Annotated in this window: 17 protein-coding genes and 1 other RNA gene; 13 read left to right on the top strand and 5 right to left on the bottom strand. The window is 65.5% G+C overall.

All coding sequences use genetic code 11. From position 1 onward, the window contains the following. Window positions 1–22: 22 nt before the first annotated feature. From PVW46_RS10645 to PVW46_RS10595, 11 genes are all read left to right on the top strand, one after another. Window positions 23–694 carry a DNA-3-methyladenine glycosylase I gene (locus tag PVW46_RS10645; RefSeq protein WP_069209979.1) on the top strand — a complete coding sequence of 224 codons (672 nt, stop codon included), beginning with the start codon at window positions 23–25 and terminating at the stop codon, window positions 692–694. A gap of 99 nt (window positions 695–793) precedes the next feature. Then, the gene (locus PVW46_RS10640) at window positions 794–1,534 is read left to right on the top strand and encodes an alpha/beta hydrolase (RefSeq protein WP_043144122.1); all 741 of its coding nucleotides are present in this window, start codon (window positions 794–796) and stop codon (window positions 1,532–1,534) included. Beyond that, window positions 1,531–2,496 carry an alpha/beta hydrolase gene (locus PVW46_RS10635; protein WP_083242346.1) on the top strand — a complete coding sequence of 322 codons (966 nt, stop codon included), beginning with the start codon at window positions 1,531–1,533 and terminating at the stop codon, window positions 2,494–2,496. The genes PVW46_RS10640 and PVW46_RS10635 overlap by 4 nt, the downstream gene beginning before the upstream one ends. 25 nt (window positions 2,497–2,521) lie before the next feature. Then, window positions 2,522–2,956, top strand: coding sequence for a VOC family protein (locus PVW46_RS10630; protein ID WP_069209978.1), 435 nt, complete (start codon window positions 2,522–2,524; stop codon window positions 2,954–2,956). 30 nt (window positions 2,957–2,986) lie between these two features. Then, window positions 2,987–3,598: a hypothetical protein gene (locus tag PVW46_RS10625; RefSeq protein ID WP_069209977.1), complete on the top strand. Its 612-nt coding sequence runs from the start codon at window positions 2,987–2,989 to the stop codon at window positions 3,596–3,598. Between the two features lie 120 nt (window positions 3,599–3,718). After that, the gene (locus PVW46_RS10620) at window positions 3,719–4,681 is read left to right on the top strand and encodes an ester cyclase (RefSeq protein ID WP_069209976.1); all 963 of its coding nucleotides are present in this window, start codon (window positions 3,719–3,721) and stop codon (window positions 4,679–4,681) included. Beyond that, the gene (locus PVW46_RS10615) at window positions 4,678–5,274 is read left to right on the top strand and encodes a class I SAM-dependent methyltransferase (RefSeq protein WP_274575906.1); all 597 of its coding nucleotides are present in this window, start codon (window positions 4,678–4,680) and stop codon (window positions 5,272–5,274) included. The genes PVW46_RS10620 and PVW46_RS10615 overlap by 4 nt, the downstream gene beginning before the upstream one ends. Before the next feature lie 73 nt (window positions 5,275–5,347). Next, window positions 5,348–6,058, top strand: a complete 711-nt coding sequence (locus PVW46_RS10610; RefSeq protein ID WP_069209975.1) for an alpha/beta fold hydrolase — start codon at window positions 5,348–5,350, stop codon at window positions 6,056–6,058. A gap of 47 nt (window positions 6,059–6,105) precedes the next feature. Further along, window positions 6,106–6,531: RNase P RNA component class A (rnpB, locus tag PVW46_RS10605), an RNA gene on the top strand. 107 nt (window positions 6,532–6,638) lie between these two features. After that, complete coding sequence (rpmG, locus tag PVW46_RS10600) at window positions 6,639–6,806, top strand: 50S ribosomal protein L33 (RefSeq protein WP_043144134.1); 168 nt, start codon at window positions 6,639–6,641, stop codon at window positions 6,804–6,806. 93 nt (window positions 6,807–6,899) lie between these two features. Beyond that, complete coding sequence (locus PVW46_RS10595; RefSeq protein ID WP_274575904.1) at window positions 6,900–7,412, top strand: GNAT family N-acetyltransferase; 513 nt, start codon at window positions 6,900–6,902, stop codon at window positions 7,410–7,412. Here PVW46_RS10595 and PVW46_RS10590 read toward each other — a convergent pair. The 3 genes from PVW46_RS10590 to PVW46_RS10580 form a co-directional block, all read right to left on the bottom strand. Further along, a complete protein-coding gene (locus PVW46_RS10590) occupies window positions 7,409–7,870 on the bottom strand; it encodes a cupin domain-containing protein (protein ID WP_069210091.1) in 462 nt (153 codons plus the stop codon). The genes PVW46_RS10595 and PVW46_RS10590 overlap by 4 nt on opposite strands. A gap of 99 nt (window positions 7,871–7,969) precedes the next feature. Then, window positions 7,970–8,755, bottom strand: coding sequence for a Bax inhibitor-1/YccA family protein (locus tag PVW46_RS10585; RefSeq protein WP_043144139.1), 786 nt, complete (start codon window positions 8,753–8,755; stop codon window positions 7,970–7,972). Between the two features lie 128 nt (window positions 8,756–8,883). Then, window positions 8,884–9,096, bottom strand: coding sequence for a hypothetical protein (locus PVW46_RS10580; RefSeq protein ID WP_167647559.1), 213 nt, complete (start codon window positions 9,094–9,096; stop codon window positions 8,884–8,886). Window positions 9,097–9,206: 110 nt separating this feature from the next. On the opposite strand from PVW46_RS10580, the gene PVW46_RS10575 reads away from it, so the two are divergent. After that, window positions 9,207–10,052, top strand: coding sequence for a LysR family transcriptional regulator (locus tag PVW46_RS10575; RefSeq protein ID WP_043144142.1), 846 nt, complete (start codon window positions 9,207–9,209; stop codon window positions 10,050–10,052). 3 nt (window positions 10,053–10,055) lie between these two features. On the opposite strand, the gene PVW46_RS10570 is transcribed toward PVW46_RS10575, so the two are convergent. Next, a complete protein-coding gene (locus tag PVW46_RS10570; RefSeq protein WP_069209973.1) occupies window positions 10,056–10,454 on the bottom strand; it encodes a hypothetical protein in 399 nt (132 codons plus the stop codon). A gap of 55 nt (window positions 10,455–10,509) precedes the next feature. Next, window positions 10,510–11,529 carry an alkane 1-monooxygenase gene (locus tag PVW46_RS10565; protein ID WP_069209972.1) on the bottom strand — a complete coding sequence of 340 codons (1,020 nt, stop codon included), beginning with the start codon at window positions 11,527–11,529 and terminating at the stop codon, window positions 10,510–10,512. Between the two features lie 164 nt (window positions 11,530–11,693). On the opposite strand from PVW46_RS10565, the gene PVW46_RS10560 reads away from it, so the two are divergent. Then, window positions 11,694–12,604: NAD(P)H-dependent oxidoreductase subunit E (locus tag PVW46_RS10560; RefSeq protein ID WP_274575896.1), on the top strand; the 911-nt coding region annotated here is incomplete at its 3' end.

Genomic DNA, 12,604 nt, shown 5'->3' with positions numbered 1-12,604 from the left:
GACCCCAGCAGGGGGAGGCGTCATGCGGACATACGAAGAGATTCTCGATCTCGCGGCGGATCGCAAGGGCGGGCGCGCGGCTGTTCTGGCCGACATGCCGCCGGTTCTGGATGCGGATGCGCTGGCGGCCATTCCCGATGACCGCTGGCTTGCCCAGATGGCGCGTGGCATCTTTCAGGCCGGGATCAGCTGGCAGGTCGTGGAAAACAAATGGCCTGGCATCGAGGAGGCGTTCCACGGTTTCGACGTGGGCCGCGCCGCCATGATGTCCGAGGACTGGTTCGATGACTTGCTGGCCGATCCGCGTATCGTGCGCAGCCCGCCCAAGGTGCAGGCGATCCAGCAGAATGCCGTATTCATCCAGGAGGTGGCCGCCGAGGCGGGGTCGTTCGGGCGCAAGGTGGGCTACTGGCCGGCCGAGGATTTCGCCGGGCTGCTGGACTGGATGAAAACGAACGGCGCCCGGCTGGGCGGGGCCACCGGCGCCTATACGCTGCGGTTCCTTGGCAAGGAAAGCTATATCATGTCGCCGTCGGTCGTCGCCCGGCTGGTGGCAGAGGGCGTGGTGGACAAGGCGCCCACGTCGAAAAAGGCGATGCAGGCGGTGCAGGCGGCCTTCAACACCTGGAAGGACCAGAGCGGCGAAAACCTGACGGTCATCAGCCGCGTCCTGGCGCAAAGCGTCGACGCCTGAGGGCAGGGGGGACTTGCCTTGCCCCAAAGGAAACCGGAAAGCCGTTTTCGATCCCGAAACGCTGACGCTATGGTTCGAGGCGAAGAGAAAGGGGGCTGAATGACGGTCGTATCCCATGTCGAAGGTCCGCGCGGCGACAGGCTGGTCTATGCAAAGACCTCGGGCCGGGGACCCTGCGTGGTCTTCCTGTCCGGCTATCGCTCGGACATGGAAGGCACCAAGGCGGTGCATCTCGAAGGCTGGGCCAAGTCGGAGGGGCGGGCCTTTCTGCGCTTGGATTATGCCGGGCACGGTCAATCCGGCGGGGTCTTTGAAGAGGGGTGTATCGGCGACTGGGCCGCGGATGCCGAGGCGGTCATCACCCATGCGGTTGAGGGGCCGGTGGTGCTGGTCGGCTCTTCGATGGGCGGCTGGATCGCGTCGATCCTGTCCAGGCGCCTGCCGCAGATCACCGGGTTCGTCGGCATTGCCGCCGCTCCGGATTTCACCGAGGACGGCTTTTGGGCCGGGTTTTCCGAACAGGCGCGGCGTCAGGTCATGCAAGAAGGCAAGATCCTGATGCCCTCCGCCTACGAGGACCCCTATGTCGTGACCCGCAAGCTGATCGAGGACGGGCGGCGAAACCTGGTCCTGCGCTCTCCGCTGCCGATGGACTGGCCGGTGCGGCTGTTGCAGGGCACTCTGGACGAGGCGGTCAGCCGCGAAACAGCGCTGCGTCTGCTGGACCATATCGAGGGGCCGGACGTGCGTCTGACGCTGGTCAAGGGCGCCGATCACCGCTTTTCCACGCCGGCCTGCCTGACCCAGATCGAACGGGCCATCCGCGAGGTCCTGGGGTGAGTGCGCTGCTCTGGGGGCTGGGTGCGCTGGCGGTGGCGGGTGGCGCCTATGGCGCCTTTGCCCCCCGCGAACCCGTGGTGACGGACGTCCGGTTTGACGCGGCGCAGCTGGACGGCGGCGTCAATGACTGGCTGGCACGGAGCGAGGCCAAGGTGCCCAACCTGCGGCCTGGCGCGCAGAAACAGGTGATCTGGGCTGGCGCGCCCGAGGTGCAGACGGATTGGGCACTGGTCTATGTGCACGGGTTTTCCGCCGCCCCGCAGGAAATCCGGCCGGTGCCGGACATGGTCGCGCAGGGGCTGGGGGCAAACCTTGTCTTTACCCGGCTCAAGGGCCACGGCCGCGACGGCCCCGCGATGGCAGAGGCCACGGTCGAGGGCTGGATGGAGGATATGGCCGAGGCGCTGGCCATCGGGCACCGTATCGGGCGCCGCGTGTTGCTGATGGGCTGTTCCACCGGCGCCACGCTTGCCACCTTGGCCCTGCACGAGGCGATGGGCGAGGAGGTCTCCGGGGTGATCCTCGTCTCTCCCAACTACAAGCTGGCCAATCCCAAGAGCGCGCTGATCACATGGCCGGGCGCGCGCTGGTGGGTGCCCTGGCTGGCTGGACGCGAGATCGGCTTTGAGCCGCGCAGCGCGGCGCACGGGCAATACTGGACCTCGCGTTATCCCAGTCTCGCCGTTCTGCCGATGGGGGCCGCGGTGCGTGAGGTGCATCGGCGACGGCACCGGGACCTGTCCGTGCCCGCCCTTTTTGTCTTCGACCCCGGCGACCGGATCGTCGATCACGGTGTAACTCGCCAGGTCGCCGCGCGCTGGGGCGCGCGGGCCGATCTGCACGAGCTGGACCTTGGGCCGCAGGATGATCCGTCGCGTCACCTCGTGGCCGGGGATGTCCTGTCGCCGCGCATGTCAGAGCCGGTGGCCGGGGCCATGCTCGACTGGGCGCGCAGGCTATAGCATGACGCCGAACAAGGAGAGAATGATGGACCAGAGGGTCAGTCTTATCACGCTGGGATGCCGGGACATGGCGCGCGCCAGCGCCTTTTACGAGGCGCTGGGTTGGAAACGGGTCGAGACGCCCGAGGGGATCGTGGTCTTTGACCTGATCGGGCAGGCGCTGGGCCTTTATCCGCTGGAAGACCTGGCCCGCGACATGGGGCGCGCGCCGGAGGACCTGGGCACCGGGGCGGCGACCCTGGCCTGCAACGTCCGTGACAAGGCGGAGGTGGCCAAGGTTCTGGCGGCGGCCGAAGCAGCGGGCGCCACGATCCTGAAACAGGCGCAGGACGTCTTTTGGGGTGGGCACATCGGCTATTTCGCCGACCCCGATGGCCACGTCTGGGAGGTGGCGCACAACCCGTTTTCCACGCTGGGGCCGAACGGGGAGTTCCGCTGGGAAGGCTACGGCGATGGTTGACCGGGCAGCGCGATGAGGCGCCCGCGCTCCATGTGGTCCCTGGAAACCCTGGGGCGCGAACGCCTGTCACGGTATTTCTGGATGCGCGAGTTCCTCTGTTCGGAAATCGGCAACTTCCACGAGATCAGCAACATCCCGGACAATCCCGACCTGGCGCTGGAACGTGGGCGGGCCTTTGCCACGACCCTGCTGGACCCGCTGGAGGAAACCTTTGGCCGGGTCTTTGTCCGGTCGGGCTATCGCTCGGCCCGGTTGAATGCCTTTGGCAACGCGCACCGGCTGAACTGCGCGCGCAACGACTATCCACTGGAATGCCATATCTGGGATCTGCCCGACCGGCCTGTCGCCGGCGCCTCGATCGTGATCCCGTGGTTTGCGGACCGCCATGCGCAGGGCCGCGACTGGCGCGACCTGGCCTGGTGGCTGCATGACCACCTCGACTACTCGGAAATCTGGTTCTTTCCGAAACTTTGCGCCTTCAACATCGCCTGGCGGCCAAGGCCCTTGCGCCGGATCGACAGTTACATCCCGCCCAGGGGCTGCCTGCTGAAACCCGGGGCATCACCCGCCGAACCGCCTGATGTTCGGACGGCGCGCTACCGGGATTTCCCGCCGTTCCGCGGCATTGCCTATCCGGGGTGAGCCGTGCTGGACAGGACCGCGGACCGGGGCTAGCGTGCGGAAAACACAACCAAAGAGAGATGCGATGGCGCCCGCGCCGCAGAGATCCGTTCCGATGTCCCGCCCTGGGGGCCGCAGCTGATGCATGGCCTTGATCCACAAAACCGCGATTTCGCGGATTTCCTGCTGACCGCGACCCGCGAGATCTGGGAGGGGCGGGGCCTGACCGCCCGCGCGCAGGCCCATTATCATCCCGACGTGATCCTGCGCGGCGCCGAAGGCGTGCAGTTCGGCGCCCGTGCCGTGGCCGAGGACGCGATGGCCACGCTGGTCAGCCTGCCGGACCGGCGCCTGCTGGGCGAGGACGTGATCTGGTCGGGGCATGACCGGGTGGGGATGCTGGGGTCTCAACGCATCCTGACCCTCGCCACCCATAGCGGGGACGGCCCCCTTGGCCCCGCGACGGGGCGCACTCTGAAATACCGCGAAATCGTGGACAGCTATGCCAAGCGTGACCAGATCAGCGATGTCTGGCGGGTGATCGACAGCGGCGCGTTGCTGCGCCAGCTGGACCGCACGGCAGAGGAATGGGCGCGGGCACGGCTGCCGCATCTGGACCCGGATACGCAGCCCTTCACGCCCCGCGTCGACGTCACCGGCCCCTATACCGGCCAGGGCAATGCCGACCAGTGGGGAGAGGGCTTTGCCAACGTGTTGATCCGGGTGATGGAGGGCGAGCTCTCGATCATCCCCGACCAGTACGACCGGGCCTGCCACCTGCATTATCCCTGCGGGGTCGAGGCGCATGGGCCGGAGGCAGCGGATCGCTTCTGGCTGGGGCTCCGGGCGGCGTTGCCCTCGGCCCGGTTCGAGGTCCATCACCGGATCGGCATGGAAGAGCCGCTGATGCCGCCGCGCGCCGCGCTGCGCTGGTCGCTCAAGGGCCGGCACGAAGGCTGGGGTGCTTTCGGGGCACCAACAGGCGCGGACATCTATGTCATGGGCATGAGCCACGCGGAATTCGGCCCCGGCGGGCTGCGCCGGGAGTGGACCTTGTACGACGAGGCGGCGATCTGGACGCAGATCGTGGCCCAGACCGGGTGAGCCTGCGCGAGACCTACGAACGGCAGGCGGCGCGCTATGATGCCGAGCGCGGAAAGTCCCTGTTCGAACGCGCCTGGCTGGACCGGGCGCTGGCGGATGTGCCTGCGGGCGGGGCTGTTCTGGACCTGGGCTGCGGGGCGGGCAGGCCGATCGGGGTCTTCCTGGCGGGGCAGGGGTTTGCCGTGACGGGTGTCGATTTCTCATCGGCCATGCTGGCGCTGTTTTCGCAAAACGTCCCCGGTGCGCGGGCCTTGCTGGCGGACATGCGCACGCTGGACCTGGGCCGGGCCTTCGACGCGATCATCGGCTGGGGCAGTTTCTTTCACCTTGCGGAGGCGGAGCAGCGCGCCGCCTTGCCGCGTATCGCGGCGCACCTGGCGCCGGGCGGGCGGCTGTTGCTGACGGTCGGGCCGGAGGCCGGAGAGGCCTGGGGCAAAGTCGGAGGGGAACCCGTCTACCATGCCTCGCTGTCTCCGGAGCACTACGCGGAGGTGCTGGCAGAGGCAGGCGCCCCGGTCGAGGATTTCGTGCCCGAGGACCCGGCCTGCAACGGGCATTCGCTGTTGCTTGCACGGCGCCCGGGCGGGGCCTAGGGTGCCGCCGCACGGGCAGGGGTGAAACCATACAGATGCAGGACATGCAGCACATTTCAGGCACCGCAGGATCATGACGGAGCCGGTGGTCTTTCTGCCCGGGATGATGTGCGACGCGCGGCTTTTCGGGCCGCAGATCACGGATCTGTCCCGCGATCACGCGGTGATGACGGTGCCGATCACGCAGGGCGAGAGGATCGAGGAGATCGCCTCGTCCGTGCTGGACGTGGCGCCGATGCGCTTTGCCCTGGCCGGGCTCAGCATGGGCGGCATGGTGGCGATGGAGCTTTACCGCCGCGCCCCCGACCGGGTGACACGGCTTGCGCTGATGGACACCAGCCCGCTGCCCGAGCCACCCCAGATGGCGGCGCTGCGCGATCCGCAGATCATCAGGGCGCGATCCGGCAAGCTGCGAGAGGTCGTGTCGAGTGACCTGCTCCCGCAATACCTGGCACATGGCCCCCACAGTGCCGAGATCGGCGCACTGGTCATGGACATGGCACTGGGCCTTGGGGTGGAGGTCTTCGTCCGCCAGTCCCGCGCAATGCAGCGTCGGCGCGATCAGCAGGGCACGTTGCGGCGTATCAACGTGCCGACGCTGGTCCTCTGCGGCGCAGAGGATTCGATCTGCCCGATCAAGCGCCATACCTTCATGGCCGAGATGATCCCCAAGGCGGAGCTGCGCGTGATCGAGGAGGCGGCCCACATGCCGACCCTGGAACAGCCCGACGAGGTCACGCGCGCGCTGCGCGACTGGCTGGCGAAACCGCTGCTCTTGCGCTGAGTTTGCGGGATTGACCGGCGCGGGCGGCGTCCCTATGTGGGGCGGGCGCGGAAGGCCGGACGGCCGCTTGCCATTGGCGAGAGGAAAGTCCGGACTCACCGAAGCACCGGTGCCGGGTAACGCCCGGGCAGGGCAACCTGACGGAAAGCGCCACAGAAATGAAACCGCCGTCGCACCGGAGGTGCGCACTGGAAGCCCGCTTCTGGTGAAACCGAAGGAGACTGTGGCGGTAAGGGTGAAACGGTGGGGTAAGAGCCCACCGGGGGGCTGGCAACAGCGCCCGCATGGCAAGCCCCACCGGGAGCAATGCCGAATAGGGATCGTGCGCGCCCTCGGGCGCAGGGCCGCTTCGGCCTTGGCGATCCGGGTTGGCAGCTAGAGCCGCGTGGCAACGCGCGGTCCAGAGGAATGGTCGTCTGAGGGCGGGGAAACCCGCCCAAGAACAGAATCCGGCTTACAGGCCTTCCGCGCATGAGTTTTTGGCCCGATCCCGTGTTGACTCGCGGGCGATACGCGGTAAAAGGCGGGCTTCATACAGATTTCACACCGGGCGATCTTCCGGTGTTGCAGGAGACGACACATGGCGAAGCCGACCACCATCAAGATCCGCCTGAACTCCACCGCGGGCACCGGCCACTTCTACGTGACCAAGAAGAACGCTCGGACCATGACCGAGAAGATGACGATCAAGAAGTACGACCCCGTCGTGCGCAAGCACGTCGAGTACAAAGAAGGCAAGATCAAGTAAGCCATTCTGGCCGAAGGTCTTTTTTCGGGTCGCGCGGGGGATGCCCCACGCGGCCTTTTCGTCTTTGGAACATGTTCGGCAGGAGGGCGTGCCATGTCTGGCTGGACAACGCTGCGCAGCGCCCGACAAGAGGACATCGGCGCGCTGGATCACCTGTTTCAACGCAGCTACGCGCGGCTGCTGGCGCCTGATTATCCGCCTTCGACCCTGATTACGGCGGTCCCGGTGATCGGACGGGCGCAGCCCGCGCTTGTCGCCTCTGGCCGGTTCTACGTTGTCGACGATGATGCCGGGCGCTTGTTGGGCGCGGGCGGCTGGTCTGTCCAGGCGCCGGGTGGACGGCCTGGGACACCGGGGATCGGCCATGTCCGCCATGTCGCCACCGATCCCGATGCGACACGGCGCGGCGTCGGCCGCCAGTTGCTGGGCCATATTCTGCAAGAGGCCCGGGCCGAAGGGCTGCAGGAGATGCATTGCCAGAGCACGCTGACCGCGCGCCCCTTCTATGAAAGAATGGGGTTCCAGCCACGGCATGAGATCAGCGTGCCGCTCGGGGGAGGCATAACCTTTCCGGCGGTCTTCATGATCTGCCCGCTCCGGACTTAGCCTTTCAGGGGCTCTGCCGGGGCGCCGTTCGCCTTGGTCCAGCGGCGCTCCTCGCCGTGGCTGCGTTCGATCAGCTGCACCCTGTCGTGGCCGGGGTAATGCACCCGGTCGCGGGTGGCCCGGGTGCCGATCACCAGGACACGCGCGGGCCTGTCGCCCCGGTTTTCAAGGCGATGCGCGGTCTCGACCCCGGCGGCAAAGGTGGCGACGTCGCCGGTGCCCATCTCCTGCTCGCTGTCGCCCTCGACCAGGACCACGGTGCCGTCGAGCACGTAGACCATCTCGTCCTCGGCCTCGTGCCAATGCGCAAAGGAAGAGGCGGACCCGGGCGCCAGGATTTCGACCAGTGCGCCGAACTGCGTCAGTCCACCCGATTCGCTGAACAGCAGCGCCTCGAAACTGCCAAGCGCGCCGTCGCCCGATCGTCTCTGGACGGAGTCTTTGGTGATGATTGGCATGTTGTCCCCCACGGCCCATTGGCCCAACACGAAAAAGGGCCGGTCAGATGACCGGCCCTTTCGCTATAGCATGTTTGTGTCGCGATGTTGCCCGGGGGCTTATTCGCGGCTGCCCAGCAGTTGCAGCAGGAACATGAACATGTTGATGAAGTCGAGGTAGAGGTTCAGCGCGCCCATGATGGCGGCCTTGCCCAGCCACTCCTTGTCGCCATGCGCAGCATGGGCGATGTAGGTGTTCTTGATGTTCTGCGTGTCATAGGCGGTCAGGCCGGCGAAGATCAGCACACCCAGGATCGAGATCGCGAACTGGATCGCGGGCGAGCCGAGGAAGATGTTGATGATCGAGGCGACCAGAAGGCCGATCACACCCATGATCAGGAACGATCCCCAGCCGGAGATGTCCTTCTTGGTGGTGTAACCCCAGAGCGACAGGCCGGCAAAGGCGATCGAGGTGGTCAGGAAGACCTGGATGATCGAGAAGCCGGTGAAGACCAGGAAGATCGAGCTGAGCGACAGACCCATCAGCACGGCGAACCCGTAGAACACAAGCTGTACGCCAGCGGCGGACAGGCGGTTCACGGCGGCACCGAAACCGAAGAAGATGAAGGCCAGCGGCGCGAACATGATCACCCATTTCAGCGGCGACATGTAGATCGCCTCGCCGAAGCTGGTCAGGTATTGGCCGTCGCGGATCATCGCGGTGGCGCCCGACGGATCGCTGGTGACCGCAAGCCCGGCAATGGCCCAGGCTGCCAGGAAGGTGATGAAAGTGCCCACGGACATTGTGCCGTAGACCTTGTTCATATGGGCGCGCAGCCCCTCGTCAATCTGGGCAGCGCGTGCGCCGGAGACGCCAGCTGCCCGGACTGTATCATATTCTGCCATGTAAGCCTCCGATGTTGACATAGGTCCGGGGGCCCAAGGCCCCCGCACTTCACGCTAGATATTGGAGGAACGCAGGGGATTTTCAAGAACTTCGGGTCGGAAACGGGTCAATAAGATTCCCCGATTTGTCACCATTCGCGTTCAGGCTCGATCCAATGGGCCGGTGCGTCCCAGCGCGGCGCCTCGGAGGCCGGTTTCCCCACGGCAACCGACGCGGCGGAAGGGCGGCGCAACCGCGCAAGGTGGCGGACCGGCTGGGCGGACTGCGCCGAATGGTCAGCGCGAAAGAACGGGCGGGGGAACAGGGCGGGCAGGGCGCGGATCATCATGGCATCCTTCACGAGAAATGATTGCAGGCCGGGTTGGTATCTTCTTCGTTGATGAATGTGGCGATCCGTGCTTGATATTGGAAGTGAATGTATGTGACCTCTCTCATCACAAGGGGTGATGAATGCGAAATCTCGACGTAACGACGCTGCGATCCTTCGTGGCGGTGGCCCAGGCGGGGGGCGTGACCCGTGCCGCCGGGTTCCTGAACCTGACGCAATCCGCGGTCTCGATGCAGATCAAGCGGCTGGAAGAAATGCTGAACCTGCAGTTGCTTGACCGGACGGGGCGGGGCGTGACCCTGACACCCGCGGGGGGGCAGTTGCTGGGCTACGCGGAAAAGATCGTGTCGCTGAATGACGAGGCCTATACCCGGCTGACCGACCAGAGCTGGGAAGGCGAAATTCGCCTCGGCGTGCCGGTGGACATCGTCTACCCGGTGATTCCGCTGGTCTTGCAACGCATGGCGCGCAGTTTTCCACGGGTGAAGGTGCAGCTTGTCAGCTCATTCACGCGCGTTCTGAAAGCGCAGTTCGCGCGCGGCGAGATGGACGTGATCCTGACCACGGAAACCGGGGTCGAGGCGGGCGGAGAGACGCTTTTGGACGTGCCGGTCCGCTGGGTCGGGGCGCCGCAGGGGCAGGCCTGGCGGGAACGCCCGCTGCGGATCGCAATGGCGCGCACCTGCGTCTTTCGGGACGAGGCAATGCGGCGCCTCGACGAGGCGGATATTCCCTGGGAACTGGCGGTGGATTCCGACAGCGAAACAACCATCGACGCGACCGTCAGCGCCGACCTGGCCATTGCCGCGCGGCTGGAAGGGCACCTGGCGCCCTACCTTGCCTATGTCGATTGCCACAACCTTCCTGACCTGGGGATGATGAAGGTCAACCTCTATCAGGGCAGCGGGCAGGCGGCCTATACGCGGGCGCTTTGCGAGGATATCCGGCAGAGCATGGCGTCGCTTTAGCAGTCAGACACCGACGTCCGGCCCGTGACACAGCATCGGGTCGTCGTTCTGCTGCGCCTCGTAGAGGACCGTGCTGGAAGGGTCGTTTTCAAACACGGCCCGGAGGCCCGACCCCTCGCGGAAAAAGCTCCAGCACTGGGGATCGGGGTTGTCCTCGTAGACAAAGCAGATCTGGCCAGCCTGTTCGTACCAGAAGCCGTCCTTGCATTTTCCATCCAGGAAGGACCACTGCACCTTGCGGTCGGGCAGGTATTTCTCGACGCCGTAGGCCTCACCGTTGAGGCCGAAGTAAAGCGTTTTTCCGGTGACATAACTTTCGAAATCAGTGGCCGACATCGGCTCGGCCGCCAACGCGGGCAGAGCGGTCAGGCAGGTCAGGGCAATGGCGTAGAGCTGTTTCATGCGCCGGAGCCTGCCAGAATCCCCGCGCTACCGGAAGTCGGGTATTAATGAATGGTTAACCATAGGCGGGCTCTAGCTCGCGCCATTTTCGGGCGCGCCTGTCCATCAGGCGCCGCCAGAGCGGGGGCACCAGGGCGATCACCGCCATAACCGGCAGGGAGTGCGGCAGGATCGGCATCCTGTCCCGGTCCAGGTCGAGCCCCGGGTAGGGCCGGGAGGGATGCGCGTGGTGATCCGAATGGCGCGGCGCGTTCAGCATCAGCGCCGTGGAAAAACTCTGCGGTGCGTTCCAGCTGTGCTGCGGCCCGACCGGTTCGAATTTCCCGTGTGTGAGTTCGCGCCGGCGCAGGCCGTAGTGTTGGACATAGTCGCTGAGCAACAACTGCGCCTGGGCGTAGGCCGCAATCGCCAGCAGTGCCAGCACGCCACCGGCCCCACCGATGAGGGCCGCCACAAACACGGATGCCGCTGCACCCCCGACATAGCCGACATAGGGATGCCATCCGCGGGTTTGCCGCAGCCGCGATTCGGCACGCAATCCTGCCCGGAACCCGCCGATCCAGGCGCGCGGCGCAAAGGCGTAGAAACTCTCTCCCGGTCTGGCAGAGTTCGGATCGCGCGGCGTCGCGGCGTGGACATGGTGGACCCGGACATGGGCCGAGGCATGGTGCCCGAAGAGGAAGGAGGCATAGACCGCCGTTCCCAGGCGCCGCAGTATGCGGGACGAGCGGTGGATCAACTCATGCGCGTTGGAGTTTCCAACCTGACCGATAAACAGTGAAAGAGAAAGGAATATCAAAATCTTGTCGGTCGTTGTTGCGGTGGAATGCACCAAGGCCCAGACGCCGCCGTAGAGCAGAGGAAAATGCGCAATTGCCAGCAGCGTTGATAGCCCGTCCCCGGCGGGAAATTCCTGTTCCGGATGGTCGGGGGCGGCCAGTGCCGATAGTCTGTCCATCGCGTAGGTAAAGACGGTGATGTAGACCAGCGCCAGCGCCGGAAAAGGGCCATCCACCACCAGCGCAAGCGCCAGCAGAACGACCATGCCCAGGGTTGCCAGTGTGAAACGCAGCATCACCGCTCCAATACGATCCGGAATTTAACATATCGGAACTTTCCGTTCCCCTTGCGACGAAATCGAGGGATTTTCTGGGCGCTCGCCTGCCCAATTCGGTCGTTTTTCACCCCTTGCCCGGAAGCTTTCGGCGTTAGGGTCTGGCGGAACGAATGGAGGCACGCATGGCACTCGACGAACGCAAGGGCGTCTGGAAATCGGGTAAGGGCAAGGGGCGTCACACGCCGAAGGGCCGCCAGGTCGACGATACGGCCCAGGCCGAGGTGAAGGCGCTACTGGACGACCGCTCGCGCAACCGCGACCTGCTGATCGAATTCCTGCACCTGATCCAGGATGAATTCGGCCATCTCTCGGCCGCGCATCTGCGCGCCCTGGCCGAGGAAATGCGCCTCAGCATGGCCGAGGTCTACGAAGTGGCCAGCTTTTACGCCCATTTCGACATCGTGAAAGAAGGCGAGACGCCGCCGCCCGCGCTGACCATCCGGGTCTGCGATTCGCTGTCCTGTGAACTGGCCGGGGCCGAGCAACTGCGCGCCGCGCTGGAAGAGGGCATGGATCCGACGCAGGTCCGCGTCTTGCGCGCGCCCTGCATGGGCCGCTGTGACACGGCGCCGGTGCTGGAGCTGGGACACAACCACATCGACCACGCCGACGTGGCCAAGGTGCATGCCGCGATCGAAGCAGGCGATACACACGCACATGTCCCGGAATATCAAGGGTTTGCTGCATATTCCTCAGATGGCGGCTATGCCCGTCTCAAGGATCTGCGCGAGGGCGGAAACTGGGAAGAGGTGCAGGAAACGGTCCTCTCTTCCGGCCTGCGTGGCCTTGGCGGAGCGGGTTTCCCGTCGGGCCGAAAGTGGGGCTTCGTCCGCGGAAATCCCGGACCACGCTACCTGGCCGTGAATGGCGACGAGGGCGAGCCGGGCACCTTCAAGGACCGCTTTTACCTCGAGCGGGAACCTCATGTTTTCCTTGAGGGGATGCTGATCGCTGCCTGGGCCGTGGAAGCGGATCGCTGCTTTATCTACATGCGCGACGAATATCCCGCCGTGCTGGAAATCCTGCGCCGCGA

Origin of the sequence: Mameliella sp. AT18 (genome assembly GCF_028807275.1) — a bacterium.
In the GTDB taxonomy this organism is placed as follows: Bacteria; Pseudomonadota; Alphaproteobacteria; order Rhodobacterales; family Rhodobacteraceae; genus Antarctobacter; species Antarctobacter albus.
Note: the sequence above shows the minus strand (reverse complement) of the source record. Positions and strands in the feature narration are given on the sequence as shown.

Bases quoted from the DNA above. Each gene is read 5' to 3' on its own strand.
- PVW46_RS10630 (WP_069209978.1), top strand. From the start codon at position 2,522: ATGGACCAGAGGGTCAGTCTTATCACGCTGGGATGCCGGGACATGGCG.
- PVW46_RS10565 (WP_069209972.1), bottom strand. From the start codon at position 11,529: ATGCTGCGTTTCACACTGGCAACCCTGGGCATGGTCGTTCTGCTGGCG.
- PVW46_RS10595 (WP_274575904.1), top strand. From the start codon at position 6,900: ATGTCTGGCTGGACAACGCTGCGCAGCGCCCGACAAGAGGACATCGGC.
- rpmG (WP_043144134.1), top strand. From the start codon at position 6,639: ATGGCGAAGCCGACCACCATCAAGATCCGCCTGAACTCCACCGCGGGC.
- PVW46_RS10610 (WP_069209975.1), top strand. From the start codon at position 5,348: ATGACGGAGCCGGTGGTCTTTCTGCCCGGGATGATGTGCGACGCGCGG.
- PVW46_RS10575 (WP_043144142.1), top strand. From the start codon at position 9,207: ATGCGAAATCTCGACGTAACGACGCTGCGATCCTTCGTGGCGGTGGCC.
- PVW46_RS10585 (WP_043144139.1), bottom strand. From the start codon at position 8,755: ATGGCAGAATATGATACAGTCCGGGCAGCTGGCGTCTCCGGCGCACGC.
- PVW46_RS10640 (WP_043144122.1), top strand. From the start codon at position 794: ATGACGGTCGTATCCCATGTCGAAGGTCCGCGCGGCGACAGGCTGGTC.
- PVW46_RS10645 (WP_069209979.1), top strand. From the start codon at position 23: ATGCGGACATACGAAGAGATTCTCGATCTCGCGGCGGATCGCAAGGGC.
- PVW46_RS10570 (WP_069209973.1), bottom strand. From the start codon at position 10,454: ATGAAACAGCTCTACGCCATTGCCCTGACCTGCCTGACCGCTCTGCCC.
- PVW46_RS10625 (WP_069209977.1), top strand. From the start codon at position 2,987: ATGTGGTCCCTGGAAACCCTGGGGCGCGAACGCCTGTCACGGTATTTC.
- PVW46_RS10590 (WP_069210091.1), bottom strand. From the start codon at position 7,870: ATGCCAATCATCACCAAAGACTCCGTCCAGAGACGATCGGGCGACGGC.
- PVW46_RS10620 (WP_069209976.1), top strand. From the start codon at position 3,719: ATGCATGGCCTTGATCCACAAAACCGCGATTTCGCGGATTTCCTGCTG.